The organism is Vibrio phycocola (genome assembly GCF_053850235.1).
The window spans coordinates 29234-45756 of the sequence record NZ_JBSQDJ010000007.1; the positions used below are offsets into that span (position 1 = coordinate 29234).

Annotated in this window: 14 protein-coding genes; 9 read left to right on the forward strand and 5 right to left on the reverse strand. The window is 41.9% G+C overall.

What is annotated here, in order from left to right:
- Window positions 1-3 precede the first annotated feature (3 nt).
- The 3 genes from nudE to ACWU4D_RS11460 all read right to left on the reverse strand — a co-directional run bounded on the left by nudE (window position 4) and on the right by ACWU4D_RS11460 (window position 2075).
- Window positions 4-549: an ADP compounds hydrolase NudE gene (nudE, locus tag ACWU4D_RS11450; protein WP_456051567.1), complete on the reverse strand. Its 546-nt coding sequence runs from the start codon at window positions 547-549 to the stop codon at window positions 4-6.
- A 137-nt stretch (window positions 550-686) separates the two neighbouring features.
- Window positions 687-1274, reverse strand: a complete 588-nt coding sequence (gene nfuA, locus ACWU4D_RS11455; RefSeq protein WP_456051568.1) for a Fe-S biogenesis protein NfuA — start codon at window positions 1272-1274, stop codon at window positions 687-689.
- Between the two features lie 93 nt (window positions 1275-1367).
- Complete coding sequence (locus tag ACWU4D_RS11460; protein WP_456051569.1) at window positions 1368-2075, reverse strand: phosphoribosyltransferase family protein; 708 nt, start codon at window positions 2073-2075, stop codon at window positions 1368-1370.
- 70 nt (window positions 2076-2145) lie between these two features.
- Here ACWU4D_RS11460 and bioH point away from each other — a divergent pair, with 70 nt between their 5' ends.
- Together bioH and ACWU4D_RS11470 are read left to right on the forward strand one after the other, a co-directional pair.
- A complete protein-coding gene (gene bioH / locus ACWU4D_RS11465) occupies window positions 2146-2928 on the forward strand; it encodes a pimeloyl-ACP methyl ester esterase BioH (protein WP_456051570.1) in 783 nt (260 codons plus the stop codon).
- A 158-nt stretch (window positions 2929-3086) separates the two neighbouring features.
- Entirely contained in the window at window positions 3087-3557 is a 471-nt protein-coding gene (locus ACWU4D_RS11470; RefSeq protein WP_456051571.1) for an ATP-dependent Lon protease, read from the forward strand.
- Window positions 3558-3609: 52 nt separating this feature from the next.
- On the opposite strand, the gene ACWU4D_RS11475 is transcribed toward ACWU4D_RS11470, so the two are convergent.
- Complete coding sequence (locus ACWU4D_RS11475) at window positions 3610-5934, reverse strand: Tex family protein (RefSeq protein WP_456051572.1); 2325 nt, start codon at window positions 5932-5934, stop codon at window positions 3610-3612.
- A gap of 496 nt (window positions 5935-6430) precedes the next feature.
- Here ACWU4D_RS11475 and greB point away from each other — a divergent pair, with 496 nt between their 5' ends.
- Both greB and ACWU4D_RS11485 read left to right on the forward strand, forming a co-directional pair.
- Window positions 6431-6910 carry a transcription elongation factor GreB gene (gene greB / locus ACWU4D_RS11480; RefSeq protein WP_456051573.1) on the forward strand — a complete coding sequence of 160 codons (480 nt, stop codon included), beginning with the start codon at window positions 6431-6433 and terminating at the stop codon, window positions 6908-6910.
- A 340-nt stretch (window positions 6911-7250) separates the two neighbouring features.
- Window positions 7251-9131: a methyl-accepting chemotaxis protein gene (locus ACWU4D_RS11485; RefSeq protein ID WP_456051574.1), complete on the forward strand. Its 1881-nt coding sequence runs from the start codon at window positions 7251-7253 to the stop codon at window positions 9129-9131.
- A gap of 394 nt (window positions 9132-9525) precedes the next feature.
- On the opposite strand, the gene ACWU4D_RS11490 is transcribed toward ACWU4D_RS11485, so the two are convergent.
- Complete coding sequence (locus ACWU4D_RS11490; protein WP_456051575.1) at window positions 9526-11475, reverse strand: methyl-accepting chemotaxis protein; 1950 nt, start codon at window positions 11473-11475, stop codon at window positions 9526-9528.
- A 243-nt stretch (window positions 11476-11718) separates the two neighbouring features.
- Between ACWU4D_RS11490 and ACWU4D_RS11495 the strand changes: the two genes are divergently transcribed.
- The 5 genes from ACWU4D_RS11495 (at window position 11719) to envZ (ending at window position 16522) form a co-directional block, all read left to right on the forward strand.
- Window positions 11719-12177 (forward strand): Lrp/AsnC family transcriptional regulator, encoded by a 459-nt coding sequence (locus ACWU4D_RS11495; RefSeq protein WP_456051576.1) that lies wholly within the window; start codon window positions 11719-11721, stop codon window positions 12175-12177.
- 200 nt (window positions 12178-12377) lie between these two features.
- On the forward strand, window positions 12378-13001 hold the full coding sequence (locus ACWU4D_RS11500) for a YitT family protein (protein ID WP_456051577.1): 624 nt from the start codon (window positions 12378-12380) through the stop codon (window positions 12999-13001).
- Between the two features lie 14 nt (window positions 13002-13015).
- Window positions 13016-14209 carry an amino acid aminotransferase gene (locus tag ACWU4D_RS11505; RefSeq protein WP_456051578.1) on the forward strand — a complete coding sequence of 398 codons (1194 nt, stop codon included), beginning with the start codon at window positions 13016-13018 and terminating at the stop codon, window positions 14207-14209.
- 232 nt (window positions 14210-14441) lie between these two features.
- Window positions 14442-15161: an osmolarity response regulator transcription factor OmpR gene (ompR, locus tag ACWU4D_RS11510; protein WP_456051579.1), complete on the forward strand. Its 720-nt coding sequence runs from the start codon at window positions 14442-14444 to the stop codon at window positions 15159-15161.
- A 53-nt stretch (window positions 15162-15214) separates the two neighbouring features.
- Window positions 15215-16522, forward strand: a complete 1308-nt coding sequence (gene envZ, locus ACWU4D_RS11515; RefSeq protein ID WP_456051580.1) for a two-component system sensor histidine kinase EnvZ — start codon at window positions 15215-15217, stop codon at window positions 16520-16522.
- Window position 16523 lies beyond the last annotated feature (1 nt).

Below are 16523 nucleotides of genomic sequence, written 5' to 3' on the forward strand. Positions count from 1 at the left end.
TTTTTATTGCAAATGACGTAGAGTCAGCATGAGCGCTAAAATCGTTCGAGCTTCGCAAAAGTCGAGATGAGTAAGCAATTCTTCGGCTTGTGATAGTGGCCAACGTACCAGCTCTAGAGGCTCGGGTTCGTCACCTTCCAGTTGTTCTGGGTAAAGATCTTGAGCAATGAATAGCTTCATACGACTGGAAAAGTATGAGGGGGCTAGAACGACTTCTTTTAGAAATGTTAATTGATGACTGCCAAAGCCAACTTCTTCTTTGAGTTCTCGATTTGCAGCTTGCTCAGGGGATTCACCAGCGTCAATGAGGCCTTTGGGAAAGCCCAGTTCATAGCGCTCAGTACCGGCTGCATACTCTCGCACTAAAAGCAGATCACCTTGCGAAGTAATAGGAACCATCATGACGGCATTTCGTCCACTAGGTTTCATTCTTTCATAGGTTCGTTGTTCACCATTGGAAAAGCGTAAATCCATTGCTTCGATGGAAAAAAGTTGCGATGAAGCAACCGTTTGAATATTTAGAATCTCAGGATTTTTTTTGATCGACATGGCCGCTTCCCTAAGCTTTAACGTTACTCTAACTATATGAAAAAAAACGTGGGATTGGAAAGTTTTGTACAGAGAGTTATGTAATTAAAGGTTACATAATCGAATGTTAAACACTCGATTATGTAAAGTGAGAAAGATTAATAGAACGAATGATCACCACGAGCATGTTCTGTTGCATCACGAACAGCGGTTAATTCACCTTCAAATTGAGCCAGGAGTTCTTTTTCAACACCATCTTTTAACGTTACATCAACCATCGAACATCCGTTACAACCGCCGCCAAATTGGATCAATGCGATACCATCTTCGGTGATGTCGATTAATTCGATGTGACCACCATGGCTGGCTAATTGTGGGTTAACTTGAGTCTGAATTGCATACTCAAGTCGCTCCATCAAGGATGCATCATCTGACACTTTACGCATTTTTGCATTTGGCGCTTTAAGTGTAAGTTGAGAACCCATTTTATCGGTGACATAGTCAATCATTGCATCTTCTAGAAATGGAAGACTGAGTTCATCTATGTAAGCAGAAAAAGCATCATAAGTGATTTCAGTATCTGTAGCTTCAACCGCATCGGTTGGGCAATATGAAACACCACATTCTGCGTTTGGAGTTCCTGGGTTCACGACAAACACTCGGATATTGGTGCCATCCGGTTGTTGTGCGAGTAGTTTAGAAAAATGTTCTTGAGCATTTTCAGTAATTGTAATTGAATTTGACACGACGAGTACCTGAGTATTTATGTAGGCTATTGCGGTTATTTTACTCTTGTGGCGATATGAATCCAGTTCTTTCTCTATCTGAATTAGAAAGTGTTAATCAAGTCCGTTACTAGCAGTTCGACATAAGCAATAGATATCTACTCGCTTGATACCAGCATCCAATAGCAAATTGCACAATTGATTGACCGTACTTCCCGTGGTGACCACATCGTCGCAAATCGCAATATGTTCACATGAACGGAGTTGGTGGGGTTGTAAGACAAAAGCGCGTTTCATATTTTGTTGCCGTTGACGACGATTTAAGCCTCTTTGGAACGGCGTGGCTTTTATACGCTTGAATATATTTGGTTGATAATGGGTATTTAACTGGCTTGCCATTCGACTGGCCATTAATTCACTTTGATTAAAGCCTCGATGCCACCGACGTCGCCAATGAAGTGGAACTGAAGTTATCATTTCAGGTATGTCGTCAATGATTGGTACGAGCTTATTAACCAAGCGAGGCAGACGCCAATCTTGTCGTTGATATTTTATCTTGTGTATTTCCTGACTTATAGGGAATTGATAATCGCCTAAGCAGTATAGGCGTTGCCAATTGGGAGGGTGGGAGAGACACTCGCCACAATGGGGTTGGCTTTTGGGTAATGGTAAACCACAGCATTGGCAGCATGGCGGAAAAAGGAAGTGACGACTGCAGTAGTTGCACCATACTTCTTCATCTAGATTGAGTGGTAATTCACAGGTGTTACATAATCGGTGCAGATAAGGAGTGATGGCATTTTTTAGTTTCTCGGCTAACATAGCAAATTGGTTTTTTCAGGTTAATACACTCCAGTGTCTCAGTTGATACGATGTTTAGGGTTGGCAAAAAGTGGTAGAAAATTCGAGCAAGCAGAAAAAATTACATTGGCAAGTATCCGGTAATGGAAGCGATATTGTCCTTGTCCATGGTTGGGGGATGAACGGCGCAGTTTGGAATAAAACGGTTGAGCAGTTACAAGCCCATCACCGAGTTCATGTAGTGGACCTACCCGGCTATGGGAATAGTGCGCATTGTGATGCAGAAACACTGGAAGAGATAGCGTCGCAACTTATTGAACTAGCGCCAAAGAATGCGATCTGGATTGGGTGGTCATTGGGTGGATTAGTGGCAACGTATATGGCGCTGTACCACAAGGAATATGTGAGTAAATTAATCACGGTTGCGAGTTCACCTAAGTTTTCAGCAGATAAACCGTGGCGTGGTATTCAGTCGCAGGTTTTGATTGATTTTACGGATCAGTTACTGAGTGACTTCCAATTAACAATTGAGCGTTTTATGGCGTTGCAAGCAATGGGGAGTCCTACCGCTAGGCAAGATGTAAAATCGTTAAAACAAGCGGTACTCTCTCGTCCGGAACCGAATTTAAAGTCGTTAGTAGCAGGGTTATCGTTGTTGGCACAAGAAGATCTTCGCCCAAAATTAATGGAAATATCAGTGCCATTTCTTCGGCTCTATGGCCGTTTAGATGGGTTAGTCCCGATTAAAGTCGCCAGTGATATGGATTCTCTGGCGAGCGCGAGTCATAAATATATTTTCACTGGCTCCTCTCACGCCCCTTTTATTACCGAGGGTGAAGAGTTTTGCCAGCAGGTACTTCAGTTTTGTCTCTAGAGGCGTTTTTGTATCATGAAGCTGAAATGCCACCTAGATGAGGAAAAAATAGACAATTAGGACTAAAATTAAACAATGATGGGTCGATATAGTATTTACCCTAGCGTTTCTGTGTGATTTGTTAGAATTCTAGGTAGGGTGTCGAGGAGGTTCCGATTATGATTGTGTCAGCAAATAATATGAGTGTGCCACTTATTGCGCCTTCTGTTAATGTGCAAACAGAACAAGCTGCCCGAGATAATCGAACTCGCGAACCAATTGCTCCGACAACTCAATTGCAGAAAACCAATGCAGAACGTAAGGTAAAACCAGAAGATAAACGACGTAAAAGTGCCGCGTGGGATCCCGCTGAACATCCTGAGTATGATATTGAAGGTGACGCTGATATTGCTACCTCTGAGCAGCAAGTTGAAAAAAGTGAATTGGATCGACTGTTCGATTTATTAGCGCTTTCTTCTTACAGTGAAGAGCAAGGTACTGGTTATACGATTCGGTTTCGACTTCCTAAGCACATTATTGATGAAGCGATCACGCAGGGGCGAATGGCCCGTCGTCGGACAGTGATTAAATATCACTATGGTCAAGCAGTATGTCCTCATACTCCATCAGAGGTGCTTGCCGTTTTATAAAGACAACGACAAGCACATTTTGCTAACCCACCCAATAACGCTGGTGGGCTTTTTATCGCTTGGCTTTGGCAAAAGCGGCTGCAAATGCACCACCCATAGCGCCATTTTCTGCTGGTGTGGATCGAGGCTTCTGTTGAGAGCTTCTTTGAGAATTTTGGCGATGCTCCTTTGGCGCGCTAGAGCGAGATCGAGACTCTTGTCCAGGTTCATCACTTAGCCGCATCGTCAGGCTAATTCGTTTGCGCTGCGCATCCACTTCCATCACTTTCACCTTAACAATGTCTCCCGCTTTGACCACTTCTCGTGGGTCTGAGACGTAATGGTCGGTAAGTGCCGAGATATGAACTAAACCATCTTGGTGGACGCCGATGTCAATAAATGCACCAAAGTTGGCGACGTTAGATACAACACCTTCCAAGACCATTCCTACCTCAAGATCAGACACTTCGGTGACACCTTCTGCAAAAGTAGCGGTTTTGAATTCTGGACGAGGATCGCGCCCGGGTTTGTCGAGTTCCTTGATGATGTCGCTGATGGTTGGAATACCGAAATTGTCATCAGTGTAATCGACAGCTTTTAAATTTCTCAGAAAGTCACTGTTGCCGATTAACGTATCAATTTTTTTCTGATTCTTTTCCGCAATAGATTTCACAACCGGGTAGGCTTCTGGGTGCACTGCTGAGGCATCTAAAGGGTTTTTTCCACCCATGATCCGAAGGAAACCGGCACACTGCTCAAAAGCTTTTGGCCCTAAGCGAGCGACTTTCTTCAACGTAGTGCGTGAATTAAATCGACCATTCTCATCACGGTAGTTAACGATATTTTGCGCCAACACAGTGGAAAGCCCTGCAACGCGCGTTAGAAGTGCTGCAGAAGCGGTGTTTACATCGACACCCACGGCGTTAACACAGTCTTCAACAATCGCATCGAGACGCTTTGCTAGCATGGATTGATTGACGTCGTGCTGGTATTGGCCAACACCAATCGACTTCGGATCAATCTTAACCAATTCAGCAAGTGGATCTTGTAAGCGGCGAGCAATCGAAACCGCGCCACGGAGTGACACATCCATATCAGGGAATTCGTTTGCAGCTAACTCTGAAGCGGAGTACACCGATGCACCCGCTTCGCTAACAACTACTTTTTGAACCTTTAAGTTGCCGCGTTTAATTAAATCTGCTGCAAAGTTATCGCTTTCACGTGAGGCGGTACCATTACCAATCGCGATTAAATCTACGTTGTGTTTGCGGATAAGGGCATCAATGATTTGCATTGAGCGATCGTATTGCTTTTGTGGCTGATGAGGGTAAATAACACCGGTGTCCAATACCTTACCTGTGGCATCAACGACCGCTATCTTACAACCGGTACGCAAACCAGGGTCGAGCCCTAATGTTGCGCGTGGCCCAGCTGGTGCGGCCATTAATAAGTCTTTTAGATTGGTGGCAAATACGTCAATTGCTTCGATTTCAGAGCGCTCTTTTAGCAAGCCCATTAACTCGGTTTCCATGTGCATCGAAACCTTGATTCGCCAGGCCCAGCTGATGACCTGCTTACGCCATTTGTCTGCTGGAGCTTGGCTTAAATGTAAGCCGTAATGCTGTGCAATAATAGTTTCGCAGTATGATTCTCGAACTCCTTCCTCTTGAGCAGGATCGGCATTCATATTTATCGATAGAAACCCTTCGTTGCGACCTCGCAGCATCGCTAATGCACGATGTGATGGCGCTTTGCTGATCGGCTCTTGATGCTCAAAGTAATCCTTGAACTTTTCACCAGCTTGCTCTTTCCCTACAACCACTCGTGACACAATATGTGCATTGCGATTTAAATGATGGCGAACCTTTTCTAGCAAGTTTGCATCTTCAGCGATGCGCTCCATGATGATGACTCGAGCACCATCTAGTGCGGCTTTGGTGTCATTGATGTTATGTTCGCTATTGAGGTATTTCTGAGCTTCAGCTTCGGGTTCACAATCAGCTTGTTCCCACAAACGATCGGCAAGTGGTTCGAGTCCCGCTTCTATTGCGATTTGCCCTTTGGTTCGGCGTTTGGGTTTGTAGGGTAGATAGAGATCTTCAAGGCGTGTTTTACTGTCGGCGTCTTCTATATCTTTAGTGAGCTCGGTTGTGAGTTTGCCTTGTTCATCAATTGACTTAAGGATAGTTTGACGACGTTCGTCCAGCTCTCGCAGGTAGGAGAGGCGACTGTCTAAATTACGCAACTGTGTATCATCTAAGCCACCAGTGACTTCCTTCCGATAACGAGCGATAAAAGGAACGGTATTACCATCATCAATTAGGCCAACAGCCGCGATGACTTGCTCTAGGCGCACGTTGAGTTCATTGGCAATTAGTGTGGTGATAGCTTGGCTCATTCTTGGTTTCTCTTGTTTAATTCGATGATTGTATTGACGATCATCGAATTGTTATTAGGGGATAATTACTGAGGTTTATTCTGGTGTGTACTGTTTTGTAAAAAATGGTATTCACACACCATTCTCTCATCTTTAGGCATCATAACGGTAAACTCGTCATCTTTTTAACCTTTCTACCACTGTTGGCAAGGTAGTGATTAGTGTATTGATATTCGTCCGAGAAAATTGTCATACTATTGCATTGTGTTCAAAAAGAACGTGACCACAATTCTATGTGATTCCCTCATAATATCTAGTATCTTATTATTTTATTTGAAAAAAATCGTTTCTTTCTACCCAAAAATGATGTGCTCTTCTTCACCAGACTTATATATTGTAATCAATTGGGGCTTAGGCAAATTAGCAGTATAGTCTTATCCGATACAAATAAGTCAGTTTAGCGGTAGAATAGGTTAAAAAGACATTACAGTTCTTATAGATAAGTTGGATAGTTGACGTGAAAACCAAGTTGATAACCCGAGAAGGCTACGACAAATTAAAAGCAGAACATGACTATTTATGGAATGAAAAACGTCCAGAAATAACAAAAATAGTTACTTGGGCTGCAGGTTTAGGCGATCGTTCAGAGAATGCAGATTACACATTTAATAAGCGTTTACTCCGACAAATAGACCGGCGCGTTCGGTTTTTAAGAAAATTTTTACCGGAGGTGACTATTGTCGATTATTCACCTCAGCAAGAGGGTAAAGTGTTTTTTGGAGCATGGGTAGAGATCGAAAATGATGCTGGTGATAGTAAAAAATTTCGTATCGTTGGCCCTGAAGAGATTTATGGCGATGCAAAAGACTACATTTCTATTGATTCGCCGATGGCAAGAGCATTGCTAAAGAAAGAAGTCGACGATGAGTTTACTGTAATGACACCTGACGGAGAAAAAGAATGGTTCATTAACTCAATTGAATATTGTCAAACATAAAGCCGATGATTCGGCTTTCTAGAAAACGAACCTCTCGATACCTTTATTCTCTATTGTATCTCAGCCCAAAATCCATTGAACCAGTTCTCTAAGCCGAAGTTGCCTGCTCTGAGTTACTACTAGCAGAATTCACTCTACGAATCATTAAGGTAAGCAAGATTATCTTATTCTGTTAAAAATAAATGTTATTTCTAAACAGAAAAATACCCATTCACATCCTATAGTTTATAGACGAAGTGATTATGTACATTAAAGCGAGTTTTTGATAGTTCGATCGATTATCGAAACTGTCAAATGATGAGCTTTAACTTTTGGGTACGAGGGTACTGTATTGAAAAATATGAGCTTAAAAAAATTATTGACGAGTCTAATTGGCGGTTTGCTGTTTTTACTTGTTGTCGTTATTGTGCTGCAAAGCTATCTTGCGTTTAAAGCATTCAATTACAAAGAAGCGGTTGATATTCGAAAGCAACAAGGTATTTCGGTATCAAGTCAAATTGATCAGTATATTAGCGGTGTTGAATTCAAGCTGAAAATGCTCGGGGATATTGTCACTATTGAAGATGGGGTGATTTCTAACCCAGAGATGGTGATGACTCAACTTAAAGCGCTAACAACATCTAGCAATGGTTTTTTAACTTATCTCGTTGCCTCTTCCGGGAATGAAGTGAGGAGTGATGATGTCATTGGTTCCGATGTTGATACAACGGCCTCTTGGTATGCAGGGCCCGCTCAAAATAAAAAATTCACAATTATCCCTCCTTATTATGATGAGACTTTAAAAAAGCTTGTCTCGTCCTATGTTGTACCAATTATGCGCCAAGGAGAAGTGGTGGCTATTATTGGCCTGGATATCACTTCTGATACCTTTAAGCAGTTAGTGCTAGGAAATGTTGCTGATGGACAAGTATTTGTGACCGACTCTTCAGCAAAAGTGCTTTATGCTCAAAGTGAAGAATATCTAGGGAAGGACTTTTACCAGATTAGACCCATGTACAAAAACTTTAGTGGTGACTACATTGAGTATCAGCTAGATGATGACTCCGCCTATGTTGCTACAAAGCAAAGTGCTTCTCAGTACGGTATTAATGTATACACGTATGAGGATCGCTCTATCATCCTTGCGCCTAGTTTAGATATGTTAAAAGAATCGAGCTTCATTGCCGTAATTTTCATCACTATTAGTTTATTCTTAGTTTATACAATTATCGTTAAATTAATTTATAAACCAATTGGAGGCGAGCCTCAGCAGATCCAAGGAATCATTGAGCGAATTGCCGATCGTGATTTAACTGTCGAAACCGCGGGATCAGCAAATGCCACAGGTATCTATGCATCAACCGTGATGATGCTCGAAGGGTTAAAAGCTATGGTGGGGGATATTAATCGAGAGTCATCTTCAGTTGATACAACATCACAACAGCTTAAGTCTTTGGTTGATGTTACGAAGCAAAGCTCAGATAACCAAATATCCCAAATGGAAATGACTGCAACCGCAATGAGTGAGATGGTTTCAACGGTTGACGAGGTCTCTAGGAATGCTCAACAAGCCTCTACTTTAGCTGATATGGTATTGAGCCAAGCGAAGGAGGGAGCAAATATTACGGATTTGACGTCTCAAAGTATTCAAAAGTTAGGTAGTGATATCAGTTCAGTCTCTGGTGAGATTAATAATCTGAAGACTGAAGTGGTCAATGTCTCTGATGTCTTAAAAGTCATTCGAGATATTGCCGATCAAACCAACCTTCTTGCTCTTAATGCAGCGATTGAAGCAGCTCGAGCTGGTGAACAAGGACGTGGATTCGCTGTTGTGGCAGATGAAGTTCGCCAATTGGCAAGTAGAACTCAAGACAGTGTTGGACAAATTGACAACACGATTACTACTTTACAACAGGTTGCGGAGACTGCGGTTCAATCTATGACGTGTAGTTTAGAAAATACTCAAGAAACTATTGAGCACGCTTCTCAAGCAAACGATGCCATTACTGCCGTTTTAACGTCAGTAGAAGAAATTCAGGCATCGAATCTGCAAATTGCGACCGCTTCTGAGGAGCAGTCGGCGGTTGCTCAAGAAATTAACCAGTCGATTGTTGAAGTGAATGAACTTGCAAAGACAACTAATGAAGGTGCCGATAGTACCGAGCGTTCAACCAAAGATCTGACTCAAGTGGTTGAAAGACTTTCAAGTATCACCGCGCTGTTCAAACTCAGCTCTGGTTGATTTAATCGTTGCGGGTAACTGCTAGATCTGGACATTAATTATATAGAAAGCTTTACCCAATGGTCGGTAAAGCTTTTTTTTCGTTCTAAGGTTGATAGGAATGAGTCAGAAAAATAAAGCCTGAATGTCATTAAAACGCGTAGATGTAGATAACGTTCAGTGGCCTGATATATCGAAACAGCAGTAGGGCAGTAGAGTTGCGAAGGGGAGAGTAAATCAATTAACTTTGAACTCGACAGACAGCAGTAACCTCTTACTTAAAATAGCTCATAAGGTTAACAAGAGAATAATAGTGATAAAGACTGTTCGTTTTCATTAGTACATTCAATAAAAAGCCAGCAAGTTCGCTGGCTTTTATGCTACTTAGTTGGAGCTTTAGACAATATCGATAAAATTACACTTTGAACTGGACAACCATCTGGTTCAAATTATCCGCTAGTTGGGCGATTTCTCGGCTAGAGCTGAGCGTTTGGCTTGCTCCAGCGGCATTTTCTTGTGCTATGCGTCTAACATTTTCGACGTTCTGGTTAATGGTTTCAGCAACCGTGCTTTGTTGTTCAGAAGCACTCGCGATTTGGAAGTTCATCTCATTGATCAGTGAGATCGCATTTGTTATGGCTGATAGTGCTTCATTGGTTTGCTCAGCTCGGTCAACACAGGTCAATGCATGAGCCTTTCCTTCCGTCATTGCTTCAACAGTCAATTTTGTGCCAGTTTGGAGTTGGGTAATGATTTGCTGAATCTCTCCGGTGGAAGTTTGAGTACGAGCAGCAAGTGAGCGTACTTCATCCGCGACCACCGCAAAGCCCCGACCTTGTTCACCTGCTCGTGCGGCTTCAATCGCAGCGTTAAGTGCAAGTAGATTGGTTTGGTCTGCAATTTCTTTAATCACATTAAGAATGTTGCTGATATTTTCGACTTGCTTTTCAACTTCTTGTAACTTGCTTGATGAGTTATTCACGTTGTCGTGTAATTCATTAATTGATTGAATCGTGAGGTTAACAACGTTTGACCCTGCCATAGATTCCTGGTCGGCTTGAGTCGCAGCTTCAGAGGCTTTACTCGCATTATTTGCCACATCATGAACTGTTGTTGCCATCTCGTTCATTGCGGTTGCAACCAAGTCACTTTCGGTTTCTTGCTGCATAATGCCTTTTGATGATTGCTCTGTTACGACAGCCAGTTCGTCAGAGGCTGAAGCCAGTTCCATACTCGATTGAGAAATAGTGCCTATCATGGCGCGCAGTTTATTTGCCGTGTTGTCTACGGCATCCAGTAACATGCCGGTTTCATCTTTTGAGTGAGGAGGAACTTTTATAGTGAGATCGCCGTCGGCTAGTTGATTGGCAAGCCCAACCGCTTGACTGATTGGTTGAGTGATTCGTCGTGCAAGAAACACCGATACTCCTATGCCAAGGACAATTGCAATAGCAGAAAGAGTTATTGAATAGAGCATATTTTGATGGATAAGTGCTTTTAGCTCATCCCCCAATGTGTTTTGCTCGGTTAATACCATCGCTTTTACTTGCTCAGCTAATTCCGCAACTTGAGGACCAAGGACAATCAGTTGTTCGGTAACGAGTGCATTGCGTTGATTGACCACTTGGTAAATATTGGCCATATCGTTGACATAATTTTTTTGATTTTGACTAAAGGTATTGAGTAGAGCCTTGTTATCGGGATTGTATATTTTTCTAGATAGAACACTTAGCTGTGCGGTTACTGCATCGTCTATATTTTCAATTGCAGTAAGGTAATCGGATTCTTTATTTGATTCGTAATATTTTACAACAAAGAGTCGGCCTACCAACATTTGACGCTGTAGTTCGACGGCATCAAGAAGTGCTGAATGATTGCTACTATTGCCCAACTTGGTGATCAGATTATTGATCGCCAGTCTCATGTCTTCTCCATGAGGGACCAAGCTTTGGTTATAAATTTCATCGATCTTGTAAGCTTTGGTAATGACCTCTAAAAAGGCAGTATTATAGTTTGAAATGGAACTGCTGATTGTGGTAATAATATTTTTTCGTTCGGGGTTTGTTATTTGAGATTCACTCGTACTCAAGTGTTGTTGCAACTTGGAAAGGTGCGTTTTGTAGAGCGTAACATCACTCTCATTTGCGCTATCAAGAAACCCTTTTACTGCTAGTCGTACCATTAACATGTCTGATTGAACACGACTCATTAAATCGGTATCTGTCACCGATGAACGATATGTTTTCATTCCATGGTCTGCATTATTGAGTCCAGAAATGCCGACAAATGCGACGGCAGTTAAGAGTACTAAAACGAGCGCAAATCCTAAGCCGATTTTTTTTGCGAGTTTTAAATTATTAAACATGATGGTTGTGACCTATTTTTATTTTTAGCCAATGACATTTAAAAATATAACGTGCATATATGAGCCTTGTTTTTTAATTACTGGATAGTTAAATAATAATTGATATGGATCATGAATATATTGGCAAGTATTTTCGGATTGATATTTTGGCCTCAAAAAATAAAGGTAGGGACTGAAAAGTTTCAGGCAAGAGAAATACTTGTTTGTTAGAATTCGTCATTATCATCAAAGGAAGTGGAATCTATGTCTAATATCGATGAGTACGATGTGAAAATTCTTACGCTGTTGCATGAGAATGGACGTTTGACCAATCAAGAGTTAAGTGATTTAGTCGGCTTGTCGCCATCGCAATGTTCACGACGCCGTATTAGTCTCGAGCAGCAACAATTGATACTTGGGTATCATGCTCGCCTCGCGCCAAAAGCTCTGAAACAAGAAATTATGGCGACGGTTGAAGTGAAATTATCGAGCCATGAAGAAATCAATTCTTCGAAGTTTCATGACATGGTATCAACTGAACCGACGATCATTGATGCGTATAAGACGACAGGTGATGCCGACTATTCTTTGAAAATGGTGGTGGCAGACCTTGCTAGTCTTAATGAACTGATATCTCGCTTGTTTCAAACTAAGCTTATTTCTCATATTAAAACATCGATTGTTTTAGAACGCATAAAAGAAAATGGTATTGTGACGTCTTAGAACACCTTAGCCACGAATTTTAGAAAGTCCCCACTCTTGGGGATTTTTTTGTTTTTATCCTTTCCATATCTCCTGTGCTTGTTTTTAGCGATTGTTGTTAATTTTTGCATGATATTTATATTTTTAGTGATATAATTGCACAAAATAAGCGTTGCATGATAATTGAGTCGATATAAATAATTACGATAGGATTAAGAGTTATGTCCGATACGGCATTAACAGAAGAAAAAGTGATACCAAAGCACCGTTGGTTTGAAGATGCAATGGCGCTACTCATGGGGACAAGCATTGTCGCGTTTGGGGTTGTGTTTCTTAAGCAAGCAGGATTGTTAACGGGCGGAACCGCTGGATTATCACTATTTTTTCACTATAAGACAGGCATTGAATTTGGCATTGTTTTCTTCTTGATAAACTTGCCTTTTTACTATTTTGCGATTCGACGTATGGGGTGGGTATTTGCCTTAAAAACGTTTGCCGCGGTATTTTTGGTGTCGACATTCTCGAAATTGCACGGCCAATTCATCGACATTCAGCATCTAGACCCTATTTATGCCGCTATCTTTGGCGCATTTTTATTTGGTGTTGGGTTTATCATTTTGTTTCGCCATAAAGCCAGTTTAGGTGGGTTTAATATTCTTGCGCTTTACTTACAAGATAGATTCGGTATAAAAGCAGGATGGTTGTTAATGGGAGTCGATGTCACGATTATGTTGATTTCACTTTCTGTCGTAACACCAGATAAGTTATTACTTTCAATCGTTTGTGGTTTGGTGCTGAATCTCATTATCGCACTGAATCATAGAAGTGACCGATATAGCGTTTAACAGGAGAAAATTTAGTGTTTAGTCATGTTACCTCGTACGCTGGCGACCCAATTTTATCGCTGATGGAAACTTTTATCGGTGATGAGCGTGCTGATAAAGTAAACCTTAGTATCGGCCTTTATTATGATAAAGCGGGAAAGATCCCGACTTTGGAATGCGTACAACAAGCTGATCAACAGCTTTTTAATGCTTCAAATGAGCCTTGTCTCTATTTACCAATGGAAGGCTTAGCGCCTTATCGTACTGCAGTGCAACGGTTAGTTTTTGGAGCAGACCATGATGCATTGAAGGAAAACAGAGTTGCGACCATTCAAACACTGGGTGGTTCTGGTGCGCTTATGATTGGCGCTGATTTTCTTAATTATTATTTCCCAAATTCAAAAGTCTGGGTGAGTAATCCAACTTGGGAAAACCATATTGCGATATTTTCTGGTGCTGGCTTTGAAGTAGGGAATTATCCGTATTTCGACTCGACAACCTGTTCACTCGATTTTGACGGTATGTTAAGTGCACTATCTGCTCTTCCAAAACAAGATATTGTATTGCTCCACCCCTGTTGTCATAACCCAACAGGGGTTGATTTAACTAATGAACAGTGGGATTCGGTCATTGAAGTCCTAGAGAAAAATGAGTTAATTCCTTTCTTTGATATGGCGTATCAAGGGTTTGGTGATGATATTGAGCGAGACGCTTATGTGATTGCTGAATTGGCGAAACGTAACAAAATCTCTTTCCTTGCCGCAAACTCTTTTTCGAAGACATTCTCACTCTATGGGGAACGTGTCGGTGGGCTTTCGTTTGTGTGTGAAAACGAAGAGATGGCGACGCGAATTCTAGGACAGTTAAAAGCGACGGTTCGTCGTAATTATTCTAGCCCAGCTAAGCACGGTGCGATGTTGGTCTCGAAAGTGCTTAATGATGATAAATTAATCCAACAATGGATGGACGAGCTAGAAGAGATGCGAATGCGAATTCGCAGTATGCGTCAACATTTGCATCAGCAGTTGAAGCAGTTAGCTCCGACAAAGAATTTTGATTTTATTGTCGACCAAAAAGGGATGTTTAGCTACACCGGTTTTAGCGAGCAGCAAGTGGATGAGCTACGAGATGTGCATGGCATTTATCTAATCGCCAGTGGCCGTATGTGCTTGGCTGGATTAAATTATCAGAACGTTGATAAAGTGGCGCAGGCTTTCGCCGTAATTTAGTTCTCCTGTTCGAGACAATGTATAGCAAGCGGGTTCTTATTCGCTTGCTATTTTTTTGCCCTTTATTTACGGAAACAATAGAGAAATACTCATTAACAATTATTTTGGGTAGAGTGTTCTCGGTAATGTTACAGTCGTATCATAATGTCGATCTGACGAATCACGATGCATACGAAGTGCGTTATACTGTGAATTGTCGAGAAATCCAAACCTAAATTCAATGAGGTTAACCATGGTTGATAATGCCAAAATCTTAGTCGTTGATGATGATGTTCGATTGCGTTCTTTATTGGAGCGTTATTTATCTGAGCAAGGGTTCCAGGTACGCAGTGTTGCGAATAGTGAGCAGATGGATCGTTTACTCACTCGGGAGAACTTTCATTTAATGGTTCTAGATTTAATGTTGCCAGGTGAAGATGGATTGTCGATTTGTCGTCGTTTACGCAATGCGAATAATAATCTCCCTATTTTAATGTTAACGGCAAAAGGGGATGAAATTGACCGGATTGTTGGGTTAGAAGTTGGAGCGGATGACTATCTACCGAAGCCGTTTAACCCTCGTGAGTTACTTGCTCGAATTAAAGCCGTATTGCGTCGCCAAGTCATCGAGGCTCCTGGAGCGCCAAGTGCTGAAGAGTCAGTCGTGGAGTTTGGCGAGTTTAAACTAAATCTAGGGACGCGAGAAATGTTCCGCGGTGATGAACCGATGCCATTAACGTCCGGTGAATTTGCGGTATTGAAAACCCTAGTTAGTAACCCACGTGAACCTATGTCTCGGGATAAACTGATGAATATGGCAAGAGGGCGGGAGTATTCTGCGATGGAACGTTCTATCGATGTTCAGGTATCTCGTTTGCGACGTATGTTGGAGATTGATCCAAGTAAGCCTCGTTATATTCAAACCGTATGGGGACTCGGTTATGTTTTTGTTCCTGATGGTGAGTCTGTTTAACTTATATTGAGCTCCTGACTATCAGGAGCTTTTTTTATCATTGTGAGTCCAGTATGCGAGTTCGTAGTTCTTTTACTCAGACCATTGTGCTGTTTTTGATTTTGCTGATCGCAAATCAGGTGTATTCCTACTACGCCGTTTACAATTATGCGTTGTTGCCGAGCCTCCAGCAGGTTAATAAGATTATTGGTCATGAAATTAGTTTTATGCTCGATGATCCTGATACCAATGAGCAAGAGCTATATGCTCCTATGCGACAGAAGATGTTGGCAAAACTGGGAGTGACAGTTCATTCTGATAAAAGTGAATTTTCAAAAGAGTACGAACACGGTATTAGTATTAGTTTGATGAGTGAACAGATGACGAGAGAGCTAGAGACTCCAACAGATGTTCGTCTTTATCTCGGGAAGGAAAGTTACGTGCTATGGCTTAAAATGGAGGCGGTACCAGACACATTGATTCGAATTCCGTTGTCTGAATTGCAAGAAGAAGACTTTGCCCCTTTATTTCGCAATAGCTTATTAATGTCTCTGCTGATTATCTTTGGAGGCTGGTTATTTATACGATTACAGAATAGACCATTGAAAGCACTGGAAAGAGCAGCAAACGCAGTCGGTCGGGGAGAAAACCCACAACCTGTTCAAGAGAAAGGTTCTTCAGATATTCGCTCTGTGACCAGTGCTTTCAATCAAATGGCAAAAGGGATCCAAGAGCTAGAGGAAGATCGAGCATTATTGATGGCTGGTATTAGTCATGATTTACGAACGCCACTGACGAGAATCCGTTTAGCCACAGAGATGATGTCACCACAAGACGACTATCTTGCGGAAGGTATAAATAGCGATACGGAAGAATGTAACGAAATCATCAGCCAGTTTATGGATTTCTTAAAGCCATTGGATAGCCAATCTTTTGAAGATGTGAATATCAATGAGATCGTTAATGAGGTCTCGAGTGCTGAAGGCGGTTATGAGATAGAGATTGAAACCGAATTGGCTAAGTCGCTTAGAGTGGTATGCGGAAACTCGATCGCGATAAAACGCGCGGTAACCAATATTGTCATCAATGCGATTCGATATGGAAACGGTTGGGTGAAAGTGTCCACTGGAATAACCGCTGATAATGAATTGGTTTGGGTGACGGTGGAAGATAATGGGCCCGGGATTGAAGCAAGCCAGATCAGAAAAGTATTCCAACCATTTACTCGAGGTGATACTGCGCGTGGCAGTGAAGGAACCGGCCTAGGTTTAGCAATAGTAAAGCGGATCGTTGGTCAGCATCATGGAGCAATTACGCTTACTAATCGCAGTGCGGGCGGGTTAAAAGTACAACTGAGTTTTCCTACCAAAGAAAAGCGGTAGG

Coding starts and splice junctions, on each gene's coding strand:
- nudE (WP_456051567.1), bottom strand. CDS start 549: ATGTCGATCAAAAAAAATCCTGAGATTCTAAATATTCAAACGGTTGCT.
- ACWU4D_RS11475 (WP_456051572.1), bottom strand. CDS start 5,934: ATGAGCCAAGCTATCACCACACTAATTGCCAATGAACTCAACGTGCGC.
- ACWU4D_RS11460 (WP_456051569.1), bottom strand. CDS start 2,075: ATGTTAGCCGAGAAACTAAAAAATGCCATCACTCCTTATCTGCACCGA.
- envZ (WP_456051580.1), top strand. CDS start 15,215: ATGCGAGTTCGTAGTTCTTTTACTCAGACCATTGTGCTGTTTTTGATT.
- ACWU4D_RS11470 (WP_456051571.1), top strand. CDS start 3,087: ATGATTGTGTCAGCAAATAATATGAGTGTGCCACTTATTGCGCCTTCT.
- ACWU4D_RS11500 (WP_456051577.1), top strand. CDS start 12,378: ATGTCCGATACGGCATTAACAGAAGAAAAAGTGATACCAAAGCACCGT.
- ACWU4D_RS11485 (WP_456051574.1), top strand. CDS start 7,251: ATGAGCTTAAAAAAATTATTGACGAGTCTAATTGGCGGTTTGCTGTTT.
- ACWU4D_RS11490 (WP_456051575.1), bottom strand. CDS start 11,475: ATGTTTAATAATTTAAAACTCGCAAAAAAAATCGGCTTAGGATTTGCG.
- ACWU4D_RS11495 (WP_456051576.1), top strand. CDS start 11,719: ATGTCTAATATCGATGAGTACGATGTGAAAATTCTTACGCTGTTGCAT.
- ompR (WP_456051579.1), top strand. CDS start 14,442: ATGGTTGATAATGCCAAAATCTTAGTCGTTGATGATGATGTTCGATTG.